The organism is Haloferax larsenii (assembly GCF_024730625.1).
GTDB classification, from domain to species: domain Archaea; phylum Halobacteriota; class Halobacteria; order Halobacteriales; family Haloferacaceae; genus Haloferax; species Haloferax larsenii.
Genome location: NZ_CP078063.1, coordinates 1159828 through 1179473 on the forward strand (window position 1 = coordinate 1159828; position 19646 = coordinate 1179473).

General features: G+C 59.2%; 26 protein-coding genes and 1 tRNA gene. 12 read left to right on the plus strand and 15 right to left on the minus strand.

Annotated elements, in window-relative coordinates:
• Positions 1-548 precede the first annotated feature (548 nt).
• From KU306_RS05990 to KU306_RS06000, 3 genes are read right to left on the minus strand one after another with little or no spacing between them, the layout of a single operon-like run.
• Entirely contained in the window at positions 549-1580 is a 1032-nt protein-coding gene (locus KU306_RS05990; RefSeq protein ID WP_258303167.1) for a tyrosine-type recombinase/integrase, read from the minus strand.
• The gene (locus tag KU306_RS05995) at positions 1577-1738 is read right to left on the minus strand and encodes a hypothetical protein (protein WP_170836879.1); all 162 of its coding nucleotides are present in this window, start codon (positions 1736-1738) and stop codon (positions 1577-1579) included. The genes KU306_RS05990 and KU306_RS05995 overlap by 4 nt, the downstream gene beginning before the upstream one ends.
• Positions 1735-1995: a hypothetical protein gene (locus KU306_RS06000; protein WP_074792780.1), complete on the minus strand. Its 261-nt coding sequence runs from the start codon at positions 1993-1995 to the stop codon at positions 1735-1737. The genes KU306_RS05995 and KU306_RS06000 overlap by 4 nt, the downstream gene beginning before the upstream one ends.
• A gap of 453 nt (positions 1996-2448) precedes the next feature.
• Between KU306_RS06000 and KU306_RS06005 the strand changes: the two genes are divergently transcribed.
• From KU306_RS06005 to KU306_RS06015, 3 genes are read left to right on the plus strand one after another with little or no spacing between them, the layout of a single operon-like run.
• Positions 2449-2694, plus strand: a complete 246-nt coding sequence (locus KU306_RS06005; protein WP_258303168.1) for a helix-turn-helix domain-containing protein — start codon at positions 2449-2451, stop codon at positions 2692-2694.
• Positions 2691-3215, plus strand: a complete 525-nt coding sequence (locus KU306_RS06010) for a hypothetical protein (RefSeq protein ID WP_258303169.1) — start codon at positions 2691-2693, stop codon at positions 3213-3215. Before KU306_RS06005 ends, KU306_RS06010 begins: the two co-directional genes overlap by 4 nt.
• 6 nt (positions 3216-3221) lie before the next feature.
• On the plus strand, positions 3222-3503 hold the full coding sequence (locus tag KU306_RS06015) for a hypothetical protein (RefSeq protein WP_258303170.1): 282 nt from the start codon (positions 3222-3224) through the stop codon (positions 3501-3503).
• A 2-nt stretch (positions 3504-3505) separates the two neighbouring features.
• Here the strand turns inward: KU306_RS06015 and KU306_RS06020 are convergent, their stop codons facing one another.
• A complete protein-coding gene (locus KU306_RS06020) occupies positions 3506-3766 on the minus strand; it encodes a DUF7386 family protein (protein ID WP_258303171.1) in 261 nt (86 codons plus the stop codon).
• A gap of 681 nt (positions 3767-4447) precedes the next feature.
• Between KU306_RS06020 and KU306_RS06025 the strand changes: the two genes are divergently transcribed.
• Complete coding sequence (locus KU306_RS06025) at positions 4448-4741, plus strand: type II toxin-antitoxin system RelE family toxin (RefSeq protein WP_258303172.1); 294 nt, start codon at positions 4448-4450, stop codon at positions 4739-4741.
• A 188-nt stretch (positions 4742-4929) separates the two neighbouring features.
• Here KU306_RS06025 and KU306_RS06030 read toward each other — a convergent pair whose 3' ends face one another.
• Positions 4930-5274, minus strand: coding sequence for a type II secretion system protein M (locus KU306_RS06030; protein ID WP_258303173.1), 345 nt, complete (start codon positions 5272-5274; stop codon positions 4930-4932).
• Positions 5271-5477 (minus strand): DUF8053 family protein, encoded by a 207-nt coding sequence (locus KU306_RS06035; protein WP_074792776.1) that lies wholly within the window; start codon positions 5475-5477, stop codon positions 5271-5273. The genes KU306_RS06030 and KU306_RS06035 overlap by 4 nt, the downstream gene beginning before the upstream one ends.
• A 108-nt stretch (positions 5478-5585) precedes the next feature.
• Between KU306_RS06035 and KU306_RS06040 the strand changes: the two genes are divergently transcribed.
• From KU306_RS06040 to KU306_RS19120, 8 genes are all read left to right on the plus strand, one after another.
• A complete protein-coding gene (locus KU306_RS06040) occupies positions 5586-5993 on the plus strand; it encodes a DUF8023 family protein (protein ID WP_258303174.1) in 408 nt (135 codons plus the stop codon).
• On the plus strand, positions 5993-6214 hold the full coding sequence (locus KU306_RS06045; protein WP_258303175.1) for a hypothetical protein: 222 nt from the start codon (positions 5993-5995) through the stop codon (positions 6212-6214). Before KU306_RS06040 ends, KU306_RS06045 begins: the two co-directional genes overlap by 1 nt.
• Positions 6201-7688 carry an Env/VP5 family phage fusion protein gene (locus tag KU306_RS06050; RefSeq protein ID WP_258303176.1) on the plus strand — a complete coding sequence of 496 codons (1488 nt, stop codon included), beginning with the start codon at positions 6201-6203 and terminating at the stop codon, positions 7686-7688. Before KU306_RS06045 ends, KU306_RS06050 begins: the two co-directional genes overlap by 14 nt.
• A gap of 32 nt (positions 7689-7720) precedes the next feature.
• Complete coding sequence (locus KU306_RS06055; RefSeq protein WP_258303177.1) at positions 7721-8281, plus strand: DUF8063 family protein; 561 nt, start codon at positions 7721-7723, stop codon at positions 8279-8281.
• Complete coding sequence (locus KU306_RS06060) at positions 8275-9063, plus strand: DUF8125 domain-containing protein (protein ID WP_258303178.1); 789 nt, start codon at positions 8275-8277, stop codon at positions 9061-9063. Before KU306_RS06055 ends, KU306_RS06060 begins: the two co-directional genes overlap by 7 nt.
• Positions 9060-10202, plus strand: a complete 1143-nt coding sequence (locus KU306_RS06065) for an ATP-binding protein (RefSeq protein ID WP_258303179.1) — start codon at positions 9060-9062, stop codon at positions 10200-10202. The genes KU306_RS06060 and KU306_RS06065 overlap by 4 nt, the downstream gene beginning before the upstream one ends.
• Positions 10203-10374: 172 nt before the next feature.
• On the plus strand, positions 10375-10755 hold the full coding sequence (locus tag KU306_RS06070) for a PD-(D/E)XK family putative nuclease (RefSeq protein WP_258303180.1): 381 nt from the start codon (positions 10375-10377) through the stop codon (positions 10753-10755).
• A gap of 197 nt (positions 10756-10952) precedes the next feature.
• A complete protein-coding gene (locus tag KU306_RS19120; RefSeq protein WP_484494626.1) occupies positions 10953-11255 on the plus strand; it encodes a DUF7522 family protein in 303 nt (100 codons plus the stop codon).
• A gap of 344 nt (positions 11256-11599) precedes the next feature.
• Here the strand turns inward: KU306_RS19120 and KU306_RS06080 are convergent, their stop codons facing one another.
• The 9 genes from KU306_RS06080 to KU306_RS06120 form a co-directional block, all read right to left on the minus strand.
• Positions 11600-13330, minus strand: coding sequence for a winged helix-turn-helix domain-containing protein (locus KU306_RS06080; RefSeq protein WP_258303182.1), 1731 nt, complete (start codon positions 13328-13330; stop codon positions 11600-11602).
• Complete coding sequence (locus tag KU306_RS06085) at positions 13327-13632, minus strand: hypothetical protein (RefSeq protein ID WP_258303183.1); 306 nt, start codon at positions 13630-13632, stop codon at positions 13327-13329. Before KU306_RS06085 ends, KU306_RS06080 begins: the two co-directional genes overlap by 4 nt.
• The gene (locus KU306_RS06090; protein ID WP_258303184.1) at positions 13629-14201 is read right to left on the minus strand and encodes a DUF488 domain-containing protein; all 573 of its coding nucleotides are present in this window, start codon (positions 14199-14201) and stop codon (positions 13629-13631) included. Before KU306_RS06090 ends, KU306_RS06085 begins: the two co-directional genes overlap by 4 nt.
• Complete coding sequence (locus tag KU306_RS06095; protein WP_258303185.1) at positions 14198-15085, minus strand: DNA adenine methylase; 888 nt, start codon at positions 15083-15085, stop codon at positions 14198-14200. Before KU306_RS06095 ends, KU306_RS06090 begins: the two co-directional genes overlap by 4 nt.
• Positions 15082-15210: a hypothetical protein gene (locus KU306_RS06100; protein WP_258303186.1), complete on the minus strand. Its 129-nt coding sequence runs from the start codon at positions 15208-15210 to the stop codon at positions 15082-15084. Before KU306_RS06100 ends, KU306_RS06095 begins: the two co-directional genes overlap by 4 nt.
• Positions 15207-15440, minus strand: coding sequence for a DUF7563 family protein (locus KU306_RS06105; protein ID WP_258303187.1), 234 nt, complete (start codon positions 15438-15440; stop codon positions 15207-15209). Before KU306_RS06105 ends, KU306_RS06100 begins: the two co-directional genes overlap by 4 nt.
• A gap of 64 nt (positions 15441-15504) precedes the next feature.
• A tRNA-Pro gene (locus KU306_RS06110) sits at positions 15505-15577 on the minus strand.
• A 50-nt stretch (positions 15578-15627) separates the two neighbouring features.
• Positions 15628-17484, minus strand: coding sequence for an SLC13 family permease (locus tag KU306_RS06115; RefSeq protein WP_258303188.1), 1857 nt, complete (start codon positions 17482-17484; stop codon positions 15628-15630).
• A gap of 78 nt (positions 17485-17562) precedes the next feature.
• A complete protein-coding gene (locus KU306_RS06120) occupies positions 17563-19617 on the minus strand; it encodes a DEAD/DEAH box helicase (RefSeq protein ID WP_258303189.1) in 2055 nt (684 codons plus the stop codon).
• Positions 19618-19646: the final 29 nt, after the last annotated feature.

Consider the following 19646-nt stretch of genomic DNA (forward strand, 5'->3'; position numbering starts at 1 on the left):
GCTTCGTATCGTAATCTCGACCCAAATTTTCTGTTCTGTGAGGTTTCCAACCTGAATGTTTCCGCTCTCATTGGGGGGTAGCGAACAGCCAGCAAGCGGAACGATTCCGACAGCTGTGGCGATGAATTGGCGTCTGGAGGACACAATTGTTCAGATGGTTGTCATCCAAATGTGTCTTTTGTATCTCACGTTTCTCATCACTGTAACCACCTCAAACGGTCGAAAACTTACTTGGGCCGCATTCCGGAGTCTCGCCCCACTGCAATCTTGGTCTTTCTCGCACACGCTACGCGGTGCTCGAATGTCAATTCAGAGTCAAAATGGGACCGCCCGGATGTTGAACCTCAGTCGTTCCGCTTCGCTCCACTCCTTGGCTCAAATCACGGGGTCGTCCCCCACACCCCGGATTTCGCAGTGGCTCGCATACACTACGCGATGCTCGCCGAAGAAATCCGCGTAGAAATGGGACCGCCCGGCCTTTCCCTACCCGAGTTTATTCGTACCAGCAGTGTGTCTATTCGTCGAGTCATGTTGTAGGCATTCATGGCTCAGTCAATCCGAAGTTTCTCCAAGTGGGGGCGGCGGCGCAACTCCATCCGCTCCCGCTGGGAAGCTTTGTCGTAATGCTGTTCAATAACCTGCTGAGACGCATTCACGCGCTCAGCCGTGACCTCAGCCGGGAAACCACGGTCCCGATGCCACGTAATCGACCCCGTCCGAACGTGATGCGGAGCGCGAGAAGACGGGCACTTACTCCCCTGCGTGTACGACCCCGCGAACTCACAGGAATCCTTCTCGTACTCGTGCGGGCACGGACCAACAACGCACGGCTGCGTCGCCTGATACATCCACCCGCGAAACCCCGGCTTCGAGATACGCTTTCCGTGGTGCGTGACGAAAAACGGCGACCGACCGAACTCGTCGTGACCCTCCGGCCGAAAGTTCTCGATGTACGCATTCAGCGACTCGACGACCTCCGGCAAGAGCGACACCGTGCGCTCACCATTCATCTGGTTCTTCAGCGGCGTATCCGACTCCGGTCGGTGGACGAACTCGACATACTGCTCGTCGGGGTAGTAATCACGCAGGTCGAGACCACGAAGCGCACCGAGACGCGCCCCAGTGTGCCACGCGAGTTCGAGGACAGCATGATACCGAGTTCCGCGGACACTACTGTTCGACCGGTAGAACCGGAGCAACCGAAGCGCATCCTCAGGAGCCAACATCGTATCTCGCGACCGCTCCGACATCGGAACCTTCGGAACGTGGACCTTGTCGGCGAGACCGTCATCAACGGCCTCGATACGTTCGAGGTACTCGACGAAGCCGAGAAGGGTTTCCATCTCACCGTGGAGCGTCGGCGACGCGATACCCTGACCGGCGCGGAACGCCTCGAACTGCTCGAACGTCCACCCGTTCAAGTCCGACACACGCTCGATATTCCGGTCCTCGCACCACTCAACCCACAGCTTCAGACGGTACTTGTAGGTCTTGAGGCTCGACTTCGAGAGTTCCGTCCCCCGGCGGTCGAGATACCGACGAACAGCCTCCCGAGGCTTCAACTCCGAAGGTTCGTTCATCCTCCCACCACCGTCAGGTCAACCGTTGCGCCGTTCTGGTCGCGGTGTTCACGGAGCGTCGCACCGCACCCACTACAGGACCAGAGTTCGTCTGACTCGCGCGTCAGCTTCTCGACTCGCTCACAAGCGGGACAGTCGAAAATGACGAAGAGGCTCATGCCGCCTCCTCCTCGGTGTCGAGGTCCGAATCGAACGGCCCCGTATCGGTCATCAACCGGACCTCATCACGAGACCGAAGCTCGCCAGTCAGCCGGTCGAGCAGTTCATCGAAAACCGGGTCGATACCCTCGATTTTCGAGCAACGTTCACACCAGAAATGGTGATTGGTCGGTTCCCAAGACCGGTGATACCGCGGACAGGTGAACCGCCAACGGTCGGTTCGGTCTTCGATTCGCACAACTTGTTTCTCAGACATCAATTTCAAACGAGGAATGGATTCGTAAAAGTCCGAATCCATAAACGCAGAGTGAAACTGAAACGTGGCAAAATAGCTACCTGTCCCCCGGAAATCGGGGGATAGCGGCGGTGAAACTAAACGGAGGTTCGAAAACGGTACTACCGGTCGGTCGGGGGATTCAATACCCCGCGGATGGTGCGATTTCATGGCTTTCGTGCCTATCTCACGGAAGCCCGCGCGGACCCGATGTCTTCAGCATCGGGGTCCGCTTGCTTTTCAAGATGGACCCGCTGACGAGCAACGGGTCCGCGAAGTGCTTCCGTTAGAAATCCTATACGATTGTTAGAGCATAAATCTACCTCACGATATAGTGATTTATAAATCACCGCATAGTGATTCAAATATGACATATACGAAGAACGAGAATGTCGGTGCAAGGTGGCAGATTCGACGCGCAAACCGGGACCGTGGATGCAACTCCCAATAGATGACAGAATTCTTGAAGTGTTGAGTTCATCCGGCCTCATTTTGTCTCCCACGATTATCGCAGAAAACATCGAGAAGAGTCGGGAGGAGGTCAGTCGCCGTCTATCAGTACTGACTGAACACGGGTTAGTCGAGAAGATTCGCCGAGGACGATACCGAATCGACGACCTCGGAGAGGGCTATCTTACTGGCGATTTAGACGTTTCAGAACTCGAAGAGACCAACTCATGAGCATCAAAAACGCGATTCGACCACACTTAGCGGATGGGGAAGAAATCAAATCAGCGCGGGCAAGCGGAGTAGACGCAATCGTCGTTACCGACCGCCGGGTGCTGGAAGTGAAACGGAGTAACACCAACAGCGGGCAAGACCTTCAGATGGTGAGTAGCACGGTGTTCACAGGTGACCACGTGACCGGTGCGAAAATCATCGAGGTTGGAGAGGAACCCGTCGATATGTGGAAACTCGTCGTCGGCAGTTCGGTCGCAATCCTCTGCGTCCTTATCGGCCTCGGTGTGAACGAGGTTTTCCCCGGCGCTATCGGGATGGGATTCGGTGCGGTCTTCGCTCTTCTCGGCCTCGGTATCGGTGGAGCGTATATCTACACCGCGCTACAGCGGTCCAGCGGTCGAATCCGAGTCTCGATACTCGGCGACGAAGGCAACTCGATTGGCTCATTCACCCTCGCAGATGACGAAATAGAGGTTGCATCGGCGATTTCGAAGGCTGTTGGGGCGGCTCACGCACCTTAGAAATCTATGAGTGACGGTAAAATTCCGGTATTCAAGGCGACTCAGGACATCGTTGGTGGTGCATTCGGAGGACTTGTTGTATTGTTAGTTCAGGACGGCACTTCGGACTTGATAGTTGGTTTCTTCACACTATTTTTAATCGGTTTATTAACACTTAGCTATGGGGTTCACGACCTGACTAAGGCCTACATCAAACCTAACAAAGAGGAGAAAAACGAAGAGGAAGAGAGCGATTCAGACCCCTCTGACGAAGTAGATTACTACTGGCCTCCGCACCGAGCTTCTTGATTTCACCGCCACCGACTCTCTACCCGCGTGCGATACCGTAACCCGATAACTGACGTATTCGCTACCTGCTGAATCGTTGTGGGGTCAACGTCTCCGCGTGCCTTTTCGATGTTCTCTTTCGATTCGATGAGGTGAGTAAGCGCGGCGTCGAGGACCACCGAGCGTGGTGGGTCGTCGGTCTCGTCGGCGGCGACTATCTCGCTGGCTTTCTCGAAGAGACGTTTCCGTTCGTCGGTGAGTTTGAGGCTGGTTCTACTGGTCATTGTATGCACCGGGGTTCGAAACCCGCGGAATTGGGGTTGCTGACTGGTCGATTCTTTATTAGTGGCGCTTCCTTCACCGCCGAGGTCGTGGAAGTCACTGAGCGTCTGGCCCCGATTTCTATGCACTTCGCTTGCTGCGCTCGCCGGGCGGTGTGCATACATCGAGGATACCGTATACATTCGCGAGCTACCCCGTGGGGTCGGTCTTGAAGACCCCTCTGTACGATGCTACTGGTCGAAGATTGGTTGATTCGGCACACCGAGAAGACCGGCAACCTGCTTTGTTATGACTGTTCTGGGAGGTCAAACCCCACAGGCGAAGCATTTAGGTTGTAAGCGTTGTAAGGATTATACACGAGATCCAAAAAGGGCATGCGCGTGGCAACCGTTTGCTTGAAAAAAGGACTCGTCCCTCTCTCCGAATAACAGGCCCACTGGATAATGGGATTATACCTGGAAAACGGGGATGAAATCAAAGAAGGAAACCAAGGACAATGTCGAATGCCACTAAAAGAATCCCAGTAACAGAAGAAAGATGGAAAGAATTGAACGAACTCAAGCAAGCAGGCGAAACGTACGACGATCTGCTCTCAGAGCTGATTCAGGAGCACCAACAGAGCCAACTCGCAAAGAAGGTACGCAAGGTCCGAGAGGCGGACAGCGAGGAGCTGACGTCGCTCGATGAGCTATGAAATTCTGCTCGCACAAGATGCACGCGAGTACGTTGCTGCGCTTGACGAGAAGAGCAAACGCATCGTAAAGAAAAACCTACGAAAGCTGGAGGAAGACCCATTTCCTCGCCCCGGCACTGGTTCTGGAGACAAGGAGAAAATCGTAGTTGACGGTGAAGAGATCTACCGACTCCATATTGGTCGGACACACACTGCCTTCTACGATATTATCGAATCCAAGCAAGAAGTCCGTGTAGTCGAAATCATCGACATCGACGAGGCTCACAAAAGGTACGGTTTCTGACTGACTCTTCTCTGAATAGTATCCGTTTGCGTACGTCGTTGAGTAGGTGATTGTAGGGGCTCAGATTTTGATGTACCCTACTGTCCGCTGGTCTGGATGGAGACGGTATGAAATACATCAATCGGGATTCGGCACTCAATCCTGACTCACCCCATTGGGTCGGAATTGAGCAGGGGGTCTGCACGGGCCTAAGCAGACTCGGACTCTTCGCCACGGTCATCACCTCCGTCAGTCGCCGCGAGTTCAGGTGGTGACTCTCGAAAGTAGAAGTGCTTCGCGGCGTACAAGGCCAGCAAGACGATAGTGAGGGACCCGATGGGGAGATACGTCGGCACTGGCTGGTACGCTGGTGTATCTACCACCTGTCTGCCGTCGTAGTGCGAGTTCATCGGAACGTCGAGGGCGGCGCTCGGGATAATCCAGATGCCGACCCAAACGCCAAAGACGAACATCACCGCGGCGCTGAGGATGATTAGTGTCTTTTCTCGGTCTGTGAGACGGTCTCGAAGACCCCCTTCCACGATGCTACTCACGACTGAAACACCCGGTCAAGTTCGGGAATCCCGTTCGCGCTCACCGCTCGAACCAGATACGCACCTTTCCCGACGCGCTGAACGTGCATCTCTTGGCTATCAGGGATTTCTCCCGACTCGTCGATGATGCCGTCCATCCGCAGTTCGTCCTTGTCGAGCGATACGGTTGGTGTACCTTCTCTGTCGCACAGTTTTCTGAACATTGTACACGTGGCGGCCCACCCGCCCCAATAAAAATGTTCCTGCTGTGTCACTCTCGTAGCCAAAACCCTGAGAGATAGGACGGGTCGGGTGGCGGTCGCTCTCGTATCATGTCAGTGATGGAATTTGACCCGGAGGATGCGGCGGCACTCGTCGCCACGTTCGTCGGGACCACAGCAATGGCAGGAATCGCATCGTGGTCGCTGTTCGACGTGACGCTATCGGATGTCGCGTTCCAACTGGCGGGCAACGACGTTACCCTTGCGACGCTCCTCACGTTGGCGGCGCTGGGTGTCACAATCGTCACGAACGACAACGCCGAGTTGTCTTCCCTGCACCAGCAGGCGAAGAACCTCGACGACTACTATTACTACTCCATCGTCGCGTCTGTCGGCCTACTGGTCGGCTGGGTTTTCGTTGGAGACGTGTCCTCGTTCGTACAGAGTCGTGACCTGTGGGGAGTCGCCTACGTGGCGGTCTCTATCACCGCGCAGATGGCAATCGGGTGGATGTTGTAATGTTCGACGACGTAGACCTCGACCTCGAAAACATCGCCATCCTCGGCGCAAGTATCGGGTCGCTCAACGCCGGTCTCGCCGCGAACACAGACATCACGCTCTTGTCGGACCTGCTCGGGGGGAACCTCGAAATAGGGTTGCTCGCCGTCGGTGCGGCGGGCGGGGTCGTCATCGCCGATAAGCTCGGTCTCGTTGAGGTGTTTGACAGTGAGTCGAGCTAAGAAGGTACTCGCCCTCGTCCTCGTGGTGCTGCTGGTGACGACCTCGGCGGCGGCTCCGGTGGCTGCACAGACAGTCTCAGGTGACTGTTCTCCCTCGGGATTCCTCCGCGACTTCATCGGGTTCTTCATCGGCGTCGATGACCCCCACGGGACCTGCGAGGTTCACACGACGAACACCATTGAGGAGATGAAAGAAATCGACGCGAACCAGACAGAGGTCGATATCTATTCAGGGGCAGTCGGTTCCAAGGCCGGGCACGAGGCGTGGGTTGCTCCGGTTGACAACTACCTCAACGACTCCGAGTCGGTCGCGTGGATGAAAGCGCAGGTCGCTATCGCTGAAGCCTACCAGAACGGTGCAACGAAGTTAGAGGCACAAGTCGCTGCACGGCAGGCGATTGCTGACTACTACGCTATCAAGCAGAGGAACGTCCTTGAGGCGACTTCGCAACACGCCAGCGAAATGGCGTACCTCGCCAGTGTCGCCCGCAACGAGTCGGGAGTGTCTAAGCGGTTCCTGTACGCTCACGGCGACCACTCAGACGGAAGTTCCTACGATGGACAGTTCTGGATTACCGGACGGTCGAATGCGACGTACACGCTTGTCAACGGCAACACGACGACGTACACGACGCTGACGGTCAAGAATCACCAGTTAGGGTTCGGCACGACCGGCGACGAAGAGACGTGGAGCCTGTCGAATCTGGAACCCCACAACAACAAGAAGACCACGTTGAAAGGGGCGCTGAAGGTCAAAGCACCAAACAGCAACTACGACCAACAGGAGGTCTTCGACTACGAGTGGTACAAGACTCGCCTTCAGGTAATCCAGTCGAAGAACTCGAACCTTCAGGACGAAGCCGAGAACTTCGTCAACGCGACGTGGGAAGACTACGATAGCGGCCAAATCAACGCCTCAGACGTGATTTCGGCCAACACCGCCATGTTCGAGTACGGTACTCAGACGGGTGATGAGTCCTCGTTGTACTCGTCGACGGCGGCGCTCGCGCTGATGGGGTTCGATACGCCGGACCTCAACTCGTCCGGTCTGATGAACGTCACCTACCAGAACACGACCTATCAGGGTCTCGTGCTGGCTCGCAGCGCGCCCGGTGGCGCGTGGCAGGCTAATACGACGTACAACGCCTCGAACATCTCCGGTCCAGTGTTCTTAGCGACCGCAGACGGTCGGAAAGTGGACCTCACTGATGAGTTCACTGTCACCGAGATGACGGCGAAAGATGGCACCAACATCCAGACACAGAACACGACGACCTACGTCTACAAGACCGCCAACACCAGCCAGCTGCTCGAAATGCAGGAGCAACTCACCGAACTTCGCATGGAAATCGAAGAGCGGGAAGCCGCGCTTGGGTCCGGCGGTGGTGGTATCGACCTCGGAAACCTCACCGGCGAAGCGAAGGCAATCATCGTCCTCGTCGCTGTCGCGCTCATCGTCGTCTTCCGCGGGTAGCACCGACCACGAACAACCCTTTCGACCGCACTATGCGCCGAATAATTACACTCATCATACTCATCACAGTTGCATCGCCCGCACTCGTCGGCACGGTCGTAGCGGAGAACAACACGACCACGACCGCAGCACCAACGCCGGAAGTCACCCGGACCATCGACCTGTCGCCGACGACGCGAATCACGAACTGGCGATTCAGTAACGGTACGTTCTATCTGACGGTTCAGGCGGACTTACCGACGAGAATCGCCATTACGGACGCTGGTGAACTCTCTCGAATCTTAACCGAGGGAGACGGTCCGGCAGCCGGAAAAGCTCGAGTGCGTCGCATGACCTTGACCCCCGGCGAGACTGTCGTCAAGTTCCACGCCGAGGACATCAACGGTGCGTCAGCAATCACCGTCTCATCGAGCAACGCAGACGGTATCGTAGCGATTCGCTCGGATGCCATCGAGACCGGGAAACCGCCTGTTGACTACGGAACAGTCCAGACGCTCCTCGGCGGGACTGCCATTGCAAGCGCCGGAGGGACGTTCTACTGGGTGAAGCGCAAGCGCGACGAGAAGGAGATGGAGGTTGAGCGAGAATGGTGAGCGACTGGCTGAAGCTCGGTGCAGCAGGTGCGGCGTTCGCGTGGTTCGGCGGCACAGAAATCCCCGCGTGGGCACCGCTCGCAGCGTCCGGTCTCGTCATCGCAGGCATCGGTGCGCTGTTCGCCACGGGCAAAATCAACGACCTCCTACCGGACCCGCCGCGTGTCCGTCTTGTTCAGGTCAACGCCAACGGAGACGACCCGCTCGCGTGCTGGTCGCTCTCGCCGGACAAGTTCGCCGAGATGCAGGTCGAGTGGGGGCCGCTCTATCCGCACGAGCAGGCCCACGGAGAGGTGTACGAGTGCTACGCCTACGATGCAGACAGAAACGTCGCTGTCGGGACGTGGCGGCGTTCTGTGCCCGGCTCTGCACTCGTCGGCAGGCACGACACTGACGACGTTCTCGACGTGATTGGGGAGCTTCGCGGCGACCTCGAACCGGCGGCTCGTCGAGGTCAAGAGCTTCGGCAGGCACTCCCGGCCATCGTCCGCCGCGTGAAGTACGACACGATGGAGGCGCAAAACGCCGCTCTCGACCCATCCGCGCCGATGATTACGGACCAGCCAACTGTTGACGAGATTATCACCGCAGAACTCCCCGACGAACTTCGGCCCGGAAGACTCCAAAACGGCGACCTCCGCGACCTCCTCGACGCTGCGGCGGAACCTGACCAGCAAGACGACTGGGGCGACGGCATGGGGATGGTCTTCGACGACGACCTCGACAGAGACGCTATCCCGCCCGCAGACCCGTTGCTCAACGACGGAGGTAGTTCGTCATGAGCAGTCGGAAGCAAGGCGACTCGGCGGTGTACGCGGCTGCACAGGGCCGCGAGTTCCTTCGTGGCGCACTCCGCGACAAGAGCAACGAGTGGATTCGAGAGTTCGCCGGGATGATTGACGACCCGGACGTACTCGACTTCCTCAACAAATACTGCTCTATCTACGAAGAACGCGGCCTGAACTTCTTGGATACTCACGTCGGTCGCCACATCGTCCGGTCGGCGGCGACTTCGATGACAGACCGTGCCTACCGCGAGGGGAACGTCTCGCAGCTACAGGGCATGGTGGGCCTCACCAACCAGAAGCGCGACGGCTCCGAGGCTATCGTCGAGGCGGCGAAACGACTCGCCGACGAGGGTGCAATCTATCTCGTTCTCGGTCCGCCGGGCGCAGGAAAGACCGCGTTCGCTCTCGACGTGGCCCGCGTCTTCGGTTCCCTCACGGGCGGTACTGTCCTCGCGAACGTCGCGTGGGACGGTGCAGACAAGATTACGACATCCTCCGGTTCGATGCTCGACGCGATGGGTTCGACCGACGGACAGGTGCTACAAGTCATCGACGAGGCAGGGCAGTCGCTCACGTCTCGCGGCGCTGAAGCGGCAGTCACCGACGAGTTCGTGAAGTCGCTGAAGTACGTCCGAAAGAAGGAAGACGGCGACAAGTACGCGAAACGCGGGAGCGTCCTACTCATCGGCCACACGCGGAAGGACACGGCGGCCGAGATTCGACGACTCGCGTCTGGTGCGTTCGTGAAACCGACTCGGAACGACCCCGGCCGCGTCGTGTTCCTCGACTCCGAGGGTGGCGCGGACTCGTTCGAGGAAGCCGCCGAGTTCACGGGCGTCACGGACACCCGCGAGAAGTACGACGAACACGAAGCGTCTCACTTCTCGGTGACGCTTGACGACGACGGCGACGAACAGGACGACTCGCCAGACCCCACGCAAATCGCGTGGGAGAAGGACGTGGCGACGGCCATCAAAGCGTGCAAGCCGTGGGACGAGGAAAACGGCATGAGCTACCCTGACGCGGCCGAACTCGTGCCGTACAAAGATTCGTGGGTGGGGAATCGCGTCCGCGAGTGGAAGCGTGGCGACCACCGAGACATCGTTAGTGCCCCGGAAGGTGATTCCGCGTGACGGCGTTAACCTTCCGCGACCGCCACCACCACGGACCCCCCAAGCGGCGTATAATTACTTATCTAGTGATGCGCTGCTGGCTGCCCCCGGTGGTGGTCCGGTCCCGACCGAACCGGGATTTTCGACGAAAGTCGTGTGTCGAGCGTCGAACCGAGGCGGTGGGTCAAAGAAAATGAATCGCTCGCGGAAAGCAGCACGCTACGGTCGGCTCGCGGAAGAAGCGGCGCGGCGAATCTATGACCTCGACGCCGACCACGCGAGTTGGCACGACGCCCGCACGTCGGACGGCAGGCCCGTCGAGACGAAAGCGGCGATGCTGAACCGGGCTGATGGCACAGAGGGGCGGTTTCGGATTTTCGAGGACTACCACGAGCGACTGGTGCAGCACGGTGGCCTGTACGTCTTCATTCCATACCGCGCTCGTGGACGCGGAATACAGGTCGTTGACGCTCGCTCGGTGGACGCCTCGAAACTACGGCTCAACTTCTACGGCGCTGGTGGGCATCGTGAGAGCAAGCAGGTGAAAATTCATCCGCGCCGTGTCTTCTCCTGAAATGGCCAGTAAGGAAGTGGGAAACTCTGTCACCAATTAAAAAATCAGACCTCTGTATTCGTTGCAGAGAAACATGACTACGCCAGTATATTTTCAAAGGACAGGATTGTATTTATGATATGGTTGGGGCCACCGTTGAGCAGCTTATCGAGTACGTCCATGAGCGGGCAGGTGATGGACTCCGGACAGTTGTCATGATGAGTGAAGACAGTTGGGAAGTCGTCTACCTCCGGAACGACCTGCAACAGAAATATTCCAGTGATACGTACGCGGCGGTCGTAGACCGGTTCCGTCTTGAGGGTCCGTCTATGTCCCCTGCCCTCGAAAACAAACCTATCGGCGAACGTCGCGCTCTCCTCTATTACCATGAGAATGCGTGCGTGATTCAACTCCCATACTCAGAGTCGGAAACGATTCTCATTAGTGTTTCACGAGATGTCGGGCGGGGCTTAGTGAAATTCATCGAATCATGTCGAGAAATAGTACAGACACAGGAGTAGGAACCTATCACAACTGTACTCGGAACCACTTCGACAAACTGTCTCCGTCCGATAATTCCAACAGAGTCTTAGAATTTTTCGCGCGGTCCACGGGACCGACGCGTCCGCTGTTCTGCGTGCGTAGCTGTGCGGTGTATTTTGGTTAGGTGGCGTTAGCCACACATGCTAAGCGACGCGCGGCCACCCCTTGGCCGCCGGGCATCGCTGAAGCCCAGGAAGTCGGGAAGGAACGAGCGTATCTTTCGAGAGGATGTGTCTCGAAAGCAGTTGTCGACAACTGATTTCTGACTAACAAGAGCGAAAATAAGGTGAGTTGGTAGTGATGCCTCTCACAAGGCCACGCGCTACGTGTCGTCGCGGTCCTTCGTGGGCTGTGGAAGGCCCGCTTTCCATGCGCCCCAGTCTACGCTCTCGACCTTCTCTCGAATCGAGCGCACGTCGAGGTTCGTGATGTTGCCAGTGGTGAGTTGAAGGTCGGAAAGGACCGTCGTGTGCTCACCTCCGAGGTGGTCGTGGTAGGTCACGGTCACTTGGCGCAGCGATGTCCACCGGTCGCGGGCCGCACGCTTGATGTCGCGGAGCATGTCGGTTCGGTCCTCCCAGTCGGTCGGCCGATACTCGACGTGTATCTCGTCGCGTCGGCGGTCATGCTCGACGACGCGGGCGGCGTACCGGTTTTTCATCTCGGACCACTCCGACCGACGACGGCCCGCAGCCGCGTCAGCGGCGGTCATCACGGCGTCTTCCATCGCGGTCTCGAAGTTCTCGGCAGCGGCGCGGACGCGGGAGATGAGCATCTCCTGCATGTGCTTACTCCCGATTTCGAGCTTCCCCGCGGCGTCGGTCACGATGGCTTCGCACCTGTTGACGTACCGCCGAACGGTACGGTAGCTCCATCCGGTTCGCTCGGCGAGTTCTTGGCGCGTTGGTGTGCCGCCGTCCTCGATGAGGCTGCGAGTGAAATCCCTGTCAGATGTCCTCATATCGCCCCAGATTCGCATCACGACGTGTTCCTGTTCGTCCTCGATTTCCGGCAGCGGACAGTCCACGAGACGGCGCGAGCGGCGCGTCTCGCTCTCCGCATCGAAGTGTACGTCTGACTCAAACACGTCCTCGTCGGCACGGGTGGTGAGGCCAGCCCAGTTGAGGTAGTTCAGTAGCGTCTCGTCGAGTTCACGCAACACGTCGTCGAGGTCGGACCAGTAGACCGTCTCGTCGGTGATGCTGGTCTGAAGTGAGACTTCGAACTTCGGGTTGTAGAGTGGGTGGTCCTCGTCGAACTGTTCGGGGTGCAGCGGATAGTAGTGCTTGGCCTCTTTGCCGTACTGGTGGCCGGAGATGATGTCTCCGGCGCGTTCGTCGGTGATGTGTGTCGAAACGTAGAATCCCGGTATCTTGCGGTGGTCCTCCTTGTGCATCCGGTATCCCGACATACCGCTCGTCATCACCGAGTGAGTTCGGGCGATTGGCCCATCCGGGGCGTAGATAGCTCCCGAGTGCTCACGCGAGAGGCGGACGTAGACGGCGAGGTCCTGAACGTTGCTCATCTCGTGTGGCGTCTGGAAGTATTGACGACTCACACCGAAGGCTTCCATCGCGGTCTGAACGAGGTCGTGGTAGAGATGGTGGTCGATGTTCGACGCCTGAATCTGCACGTCGAGGTAGGGACCACCGAGGTTCGGGACTCCGCGAACAGGCTTCCCGTCCTTGGTCATGTTGGGCCACCGCGGGCGAATCGTCATCGTGCCGCCAGTGGTCCGTGCCGATTGGTCGGCGGGTTTGTCGTCGTACAGCGAATCAGCCGCGACGAAGTAGATTCGGAATAACGGGACCGTCTGAAGGTCGTAGTCCTCGTGGTCGCGGGGGTCGATGGGTTGCACGTCGTAGTCGTAGGCGAGATGCCACGTCTGGTTCCGCCAGTTGACCTTGCGAGTAGGCTTCCCGGCCGTCTGCCAGCCGTCGTAGTCCTTCCTGACGCTATCGAGCGCGAAGTACGGCTTCAGTCCGTACTCGTCGAAAATCAGGTGAACGTCGCCCTCGTGCGGCTGCGGGTCGATGAACGGGGCGACCGTCATCGGCGACCTCCATCGGCACGGGCGACACGCTGCCGACCGGCGACGCGGTGACTTCGGTGGTGCTGTTCGTGTTTCTCTGAGTCGAGCAGCGAGACGTTCGAGGGTCGGTTGTCCCACCGAATCCGGTTCCCGTGGTGGACGTGGTAGTCACCGTTGGAGAAGACGAGGTGCGGGTCCGCACCGTCCGAGATGCAGAGGAGTTGGTGGACGTAGACGTACCGCTCCTTCCGTTCTACGGGGTCCCACGACCGCCAGCGTTCGTACCCGTCCCCGCGCGTCTCGAAGCGAGCAGGACGGCTCACGCCTTCTCACCTCCGTGGTGGCCGAGGTAGTCATAGATGGTCTGCGCGGAGAGACCGCACCAGAGACAGGACTTCGTGTGTCTCCCCTTCCCGTCGGCGATGAGAGTGTGATACCCCGTCGAACAGGCATCGTTGAGGTGCGGGCGCGTAGGAAGCTCCTCGCGGGCGAGATACCGAGCTTCTTCCGCGACGAGACGACGGTGACAGTACGAGTCGTCGGCTTCGTAGCAGACTAACCAGACGGGTGCTGCCCGAGCGTCTTCAACGAGCGTTTTCAGGACTTGCCGTGGGCCGGGCTTTGAGAGCTGTTCACGGAACCGTTCTTCGAACTGTACTGACCGCCACGCGACCGCCTGCGGTTCGTCTTCCCCGGCGTCTCGCGCGGCGTTCTCGACTTTCTTGTACGCTTCGAGGAGTTCATCCGGCGGTGCTAATGCGGAGATGTTCCGGTCAACAACGTCGGTAATCCAGTCGGCAGGCTGCCGAACGAGACTAAAGAGGCGGGCGTCGCCAGTGACCTTGACCTTCTCGTGGGTGAGCGCCGAGAAGTACGTCGTCTGGATGCTCACCGCTCCTCACCTCCCGCGCTCTTGAAGGAGCTAAGGTTACGCTGTTCGCCGTCCCGGAATACTGGCGCTTCGTCGGGATTGAACGTCAGCAGCAATCGCTCGGGACATTCCTTGTCTTCCCCGTTGCCTCGGGAGAGCGTCGAAGTGACCGTCTTCTCGCGGAGGTCCCACGTGCTGGGGTACTCAGGAAGCTCACCGTATGAAATGACTGCCTCTCCCTGAATGTCCGCGAGCCTCTGAATGAGAGCGTCGTGGTCAATCCCATGGTTCGGATAGTAGCCCTCTGAACGGACTGCGAGATACGGCGGGTCAACGTAGAATACCGTCGTATCTGAGTCGTATCGGTCGATGACTTCGCGCCAGTCGAGACATTCGATGGTGACTGCTTGGAATCGACGTGAGAACGCTTCGAGGCGTTCACGCGACCGATGGTAATTTCGTCCCTGCGAATCGCTCGGGTACCCTCGCGCAGAGGTTGACGTGGAGAACGAATTGCGCTTTGTGAGGTCTCCGTTGAAACCCGCCTGAACGAGATACCAGTAGCGACCTGCTCGAACTACCGGGTCAGTTGGATGGTTATCTGAGTGGTAGTCGTCTGCGTACTCGTTGTACAGTCTCCGCGAGTAGGGCGTGTGACGAAGCCAGTCGAGTAGCTCGTCTCGACGATCGCGGAGTACCTCGAAGAAAGTAATCAGGTCGTCGTCGACATCGTTGTATATCTCGTTGACCGACTCGGGTTTGTGGACCAGTACCGCTGCGGAGCCGCCGAAGACTTCGACGTAGGTGTTGTGGTCTGGAAGGTGGTCAATTATCCACGGCGCAAGTCGCGCTTTCGCTCCCGGGTAGTTCATCACTGCTTTCCCGAAGTCGATTCCGCGACTCACCGGCCGTCACCTCCGACCGCGCGACGAACGTCCTCGTCAGTCGCGTCGAACGCGGGGTGGCGAACAGTCGTCCGGCTCTCGACGTGGTAGAGCGTCGAGGCACGGACGAACCCGACGGGGTTCACTGCGACCACCTCTCGGGTTCGTTGCCGTGGCGACCGGGCGACGTTTGAGGGTCCGGTGTCCGAACGTTACGACCGGCTGCCGACCCCTGTTGTATGCGGACGGTGGTGTCGCACTTCCGGCAGCGGTGTACGCGGTCGTCGGAGTCGCCGTAGACGCGACAGAAATCGTGGGTGACGTGGCGGCCGCAGTGCCCGCACTCCCGAGGCTTCGCCTCGGTGAATAGGGGCATCACGCCAACCACCTCTGTTGGCTGTTAAAACCGGCAAAATTAGCCGAATTCCCCTTAATGGGTATGGGACCGCCCGGATTTGAACCGGGGTCACGGGCACCCAAGGCCCGAAGTATACCAGGCTAACCCACGGTCCCGCATATACGTCTCTCCCCGTCTTGGAGTAAAGGGTTTCGTTCCTCGATTTTCAGGTGAGGGGGAAGAAATACGCCACCCCGAGGGTCGTCACAATGCCGAGAACCAACTGTAGCGGGCCGCCAACGCGAATGTAGTCCGTGAACTTGTACCCGCCCGGACCGTAGACGAACAGATTCGTCTGATAGCCGACGGGCGTCATGAACGCGGTCGAGGCAGCGAACATCACCGCGAGGACGAACGAGAAGGGCCGCGCGCCCAACGTCGTCGCCGCCTCGATGGCGACCGGAATCATGAGCACGACACTCGCGTTGTTCGAGATGATGTTCGTCAGGAGCGCCGTCACGAAGTAGAACACCCCGAGCACGCCGAGAAGCGGGAGGAACGTCCCCGACATCACGACCAGCTCGGCGAGGAGGGCGGCCGCGCCCGAGGTCTCCATGGCGATGCCCAACGGGATGACGCCCGCGAGGAGGAAGATAACGTCCCACTGGACGGCGTCGTACAGTTCGGGCGGTCGGAGACACTTCGTTGCGACCATCGCAAGCGCCCCCATGAGTGCCGAGACGACGATGGGGACGAAATCGAGTGCCGCGAGGGCGACGACGCCCGCGACGATGCCGACGGCGACGGGAATCTTCGACTCGCGGTAGTCGTGACGCTCGATTTCCTGTGCGACGATGAAGTTCCGGTTGTTGTCGAGGCGCTCGATGCTGCTGGCGGTCCCCTGAATGAGGAGCGTGTCGCCGACGCGAAGCGGGAGGTTGTCCATTCGGCGGCGGATGAGTTCGCCGCCACGCCGGAGCGCGAGGACGGTCGCGTTGTATCGCTGTCTGAAACTCGCAGAGGTGAGCGTCTCACCGAGCAGTGAGGACCCCGGTGCGACGACGATTTCGACGAGGTTCTGTCCCTCGTCTGCGAGTTCGAGTTCGTCTTCCGTGACCGTCACGGGGACGAGGTCGAGTCCCTCCACGTCGAGGAGTTCGACGAGGGTGTCGCGGTCGGTTCTGACGGTGAACACGTCGCCGACCTGAATCTCCTTCGGGCCGAGCGGTTCGAGGAAGACGCTGTCGCCGCGAATCAACTGCAGGAGGTCGACGTCGAAGTCCGTCTCGACGAGCGCGGTCTGTACCTGCTGGCCGACGACCGGCGAGTCCTCCCTGACGACGACTTCGGTCAGATACTCCGCCATCTCGAACTCCTCGGTCAGGTCGCTTTGGGGTTCGATTCTGGCAGGTGTGAGTCGCCGCCCGACAGTCAGGAGATAGATGGTCCCGACGACCATGACGACCACACCGAGAGAGGTAAACTCGAACATCGAGATGGCCGGCTCACCGGTGATACGCGAGTACACGTCGCTGGCGAGGATGTTGGTCGACGTTCCGATGAGGGTCAACATCCCGCCGAACATCGAGGCGTACGAAAGCGGCAGGAGAAGCTTCGACGGCGACGTATTCCCGCGCTCTGCGAGGTCGGTCACCATCGGGAGCAAGATGGCGACGGCGGCGGTGTTGTTGATGAACCCCGAGATTGGGCTGACCACACCGACCGTCGCGCCGAGTTGCTTCAACTCGTCGTCGCCGGTGAACGACGCGATTTTCGCCCCGAGCAGTTGGATGATGCCCGTTCGCTGGACGCCCTCGCTCAGGATGAACATCGCAAGAACGGTCAGCGTCGCCGTGTTGGCGAAGCCAGACAGCGCGTCACCTGGATACGACTCGAAGAAGACGATTGGTGCGCCGAGCAGTCCGACCGAGACGAGTGCCTCCGAGACTGGCTGGACCAACATCAACGTCACCATCACGCCGATGGCCGTCACGTCCACCGGAACTGGCTCCGTCGCGAAGAACAGCAACGCGAGGAGGATGATGGCGAAGATGACCACGATGCCCGGAGTTATCGCTACCACGCGGGTATCGAGGTACTGACAGCCGAAAAGGGTGCGGGATTCGGAACCTCTCTCTTGGCTGACTACCGGTGTCCGAAGTTACCGCCCTTCGTCGGCCAGTTCGAGGTCGGCGACGATGTCGTACGGAGAGAGGTCGTTCCGAATCCCGTCGAGGATGCGGAACGCGTCGCTGGGCGAGAGGAACTGTCTGGTAATCGCCCGGCCGAGCGGCGTCGGTTCGAGCCCGTCGATGAATTCCCATTCGATGAGCTTTCCGACGGCGTGCGTCGTCGGCACCTCGCCGAGCATTCGGTCGTTGAGCGCCTTCGCTTTCTTGCCTGCGACGACGATGTTCGCCAGCGTCTCTTCGACGGCGGCGGATTCGTCGTAGACGGTTCGAACCTCTTCCATCTCGCCTTTTAGAAGCTTGAACGCGACCTCGTCTTCGGTCATCTCCATCGTGTTGTGATAGCTCGTGTCGGGTTCGACGAGGAGGTAGACGGTCCCTTTGTCGTGGTAGTCGGGGCGACCTGCACGGCCGAGCATCTGACTGAACTCTTGGACAGAGAGCCACTCGATACCCATCGCGAGCGTGTCGAAGATGACTTGCGACGCCGGGAAGTCGACACCCGCGGCGAGTGCTGCGGTCGTCACGACGGCGGCGAGGTCTTGGTCGGCGAACTGTCGCTCGACGCGCTTGCGGCGCTTGTAGTCCAACCCCGCGTGATACGGCGCGGCGTTGTACTCCATCTTTCGCGAAATCTCGTGACAGCGACGCCGCGAGTTGGTGAAGATAATCGTCTGGCCGCGGTAGCCTTTCGACGACTTGGTGTCGAACGCCCGTTTCACGAGGCGGTTTTCGATTCTGGTTTTCTCCTGCCCGTCGGCGAATGTGACGTGGCGTTCGATGGGGACCGGCCGGTCTTCGTACTCGATGAGTTTCGCCCGGAGGGTCTGAGACAACCAGTTCGGGTTGCCGACGGTCGCAGAGAGGTAAATCCACTGCGCGCCGCCGTAGTCGTCGCTCCGACTCGCTCGCGACTCGCAGTAGTGCTTGAGCCGCGAAATCATTCCGTCGAGGCGGTGGCCTCGCTCTTCTTCCTTGAGCGTGTGGACCTCGTCGATGACGACAGTGCCGATGTCGCCGAGGTCCTTGCCCGTTCGGAGCGCGTGGTCGATACCCTCGTAGGTCCCGACGATGACGTCGGCGTTCGGGTCGAATCGGTTGCCGTCGTCGTTGATGCGACTCGCACCGACGCGGATGGTGACCTTACCGAGGTGGCCGTAGCGCTCCTTGAAGTCCTCGTGTTTCTGGTTGGCGAGCGCGACGAGCGGGACGAGAAAGAGCATCTTTCCTTTCCCCTTCAGCATCCGGTCGATACCGGCGAGTTCACCGATGAGGGTTTTCCCCGTCGCCGTCGCACTCACGACCAGTTGGTCGTCGCCGTCGAGCACCCCGTTCGAGACGGCGAGGCTCTGGACCGGAAGTAGGGTTTCGAACCGGTCTGTCAGCATCGACTTCAGGTTGGGGTGGACGTCGAGGTCGGCCGTGTCGACGAGGTCGACGTCCTCGGTGGTCGCGCTGATAGTGTCGAACTTCGTCAGGTCGGGGTCGAGTTCGCCCTGCAGGAGGTTCGTGATGCGCGTCAGGTCTTGGGTCTCGTAGAGGAGTTCTTCGAGGCGGTCCTGCGCAGCACGGGTGAGGCCGCCACTATACGAGAGTTCCTGTTCGAGTTCCTGCACCGCGCAGTCGCGGCAGATATCCTCGTGTTCGGCCTTGATTGCCGTGTCGTCGGTGATAGGCGAGTAGCGCCCGTTTATCGCACAGCGGCGACAGGTCCGAACGACGAGGGCTTCGAGTTGGTACCCTTCGAGCATCGCTTTGAGTTTCTCGCGGCCCGCACTGGGGGTCTGCTGCGAGATGCGGATGCGCGAGGCCGAGCGAGCGAGTTCGACAAACTGGCTGGGGTCGCGCGGCTCTTCGGCACCCTTCTGGACCACGAGGAAGCGAAGCGGTCGGGGCCCCGCGTTCGTCTGCTTCAGTTCGAGTTTTCCGCGGAGCACCCGCTTTCCATCCCGACGGACGACGACGAGATAGTCGTCACCTGTCTGGTGGAGAAACAGCGTATCGACGCGGGTGACCTGTTGAGACACACCCGTTGGTGCGTTCTCGCGTTATTTGA

What these genes read in the sequence shown, in the direction of transcription:
- KU306_RS06055 (WP_258303177.1), top strand. Translation starts at nt 7,721, where the DNA reads ATGCGCCGAATAATTACACTCATCATACTCATCACAGTTGCATCGCCC.
- KU306_RS06000 (WP_074792780.1), bottom strand. Translation starts at nt 1,995, where the DNA reads ATGTCTGAGAAACAAGTTGTGCGAATCGAAGACCGAACCGACCGTTGG.
- KU306_RS06015 (WP_258303170.1), top strand. Translation starts at nt 3,222, where the DNA reads ATGAGTGACGGTAAAATTCCGGTATTCAAGGCGACTCAGGACATCGTT.
- KU306_RS06035 (WP_074792776.1), bottom strand. Translation starts at nt 5,477, where the DNA reads ATGTTCAGAAAACTGTGCGACAGAGAAGGTACACCAACCGTATCGCTC.
- KU306_RS06020 (WP_258303171.1), bottom strand. Translation starts at nt 3,766, where the DNA reads ATGACCAGTAGAACCAGCCTCAAACTCACCGACGAACGGAAACGTCTC.
- KU306_RS06080 (WP_258303182.1), bottom strand. Translation starts at nt 13,330, where the DNA reads ATGACGGTCGCCCCGTTCATCGACCCGCAGCCGCACGAGGGCGACGTT.
- KU306_RS06105 (WP_258303187.1), bottom strand. Translation starts at nt 15,440, where the DNA reads ATGCCCCTATTCACCGAGGCGAAGCCTCGGGAGTGCGGGCACTGCGGC.
- KU306_RS06040 (WP_258303174.1), top strand. Translation starts at nt 5,586, where the DNA reads ATGTCAGTGATGGAATTTGACCCGGAGGATGCGGCGGCACTCGTCGCC.
- KU306_RS06005 (WP_258303168.1), top strand. Translation starts at nt 2,449, where the DNA reads ATGCAACTCCCAATAGATGACAGAATTCTTGAAGTGTTGAGTTCATCC.
- KU306_RS06010 (WP_258303169.1), top strand. Translation starts at nt 2,691, where the DNA reads ATGAGCATCAAAAACGCGATTCGACCACACTTAGCGGATGGGGAAGAA.
- KU306_RS05995 (WP_170836879.1), bottom strand. Translation starts at nt 1,738, where the DNA reads ATGAGCCTCTTCGTCATTTTCGACTGTCCCGCTTGTGAGCGAGTCGAG.
- KU306_RS06025 (WP_258303172.1), top strand. Translation starts at nt 4,448, where the DNA reads ATGAGCTATGAAATTCTGCTCGCACAAGATGCACGCGAGTACGTTGCT.
- KU306_RS19120 (WP_484494626.1), top strand. Translation starts at nt 10,953, where the DNA reads ATGAGTGAAGACAGTTGGGAAGTCGTCTACCTCCGGAACGACCTGCAA.
- KU306_RS06070 (WP_258303180.1), top strand. Translation starts at nt 10,375, where the DNA reads ATGAATCGCTCGCGGAAAGCAGCACGCTACGGTCGGCTCGCGGAAGAA.
- KU306_RS06060 (WP_258303178.1), top strand. Translation starts at nt 8,275, where the DNA reads ATGGTGAGCGACTGGCTGAAGCTCGGTGCAGCAGGTGCGGCGTTCGCG.
- KU306_RS06045 (WP_258303175.1), top strand. Translation starts at nt 5,993, where the DNA reads ATGTTCGACGACGTAGACCTCGACCTCGAAAACATCGCCATCCTCGGC.
- KU306_RS05990 (WP_258303167.1), bottom strand. Translation starts at nt 1,580, where the DNA reads ATGAACGAACCTTCGGAGTTGAAGCCTCGGGAGGCTGTTCGTCGGTAT.
- KU306_RS06065 (WP_258303179.1), top strand. Translation starts at nt 9,060, where the DNA reads ATGAGCAGTCGGAAGCAAGGCGACTCGGCGGTGTACGCGGCTGCACAG.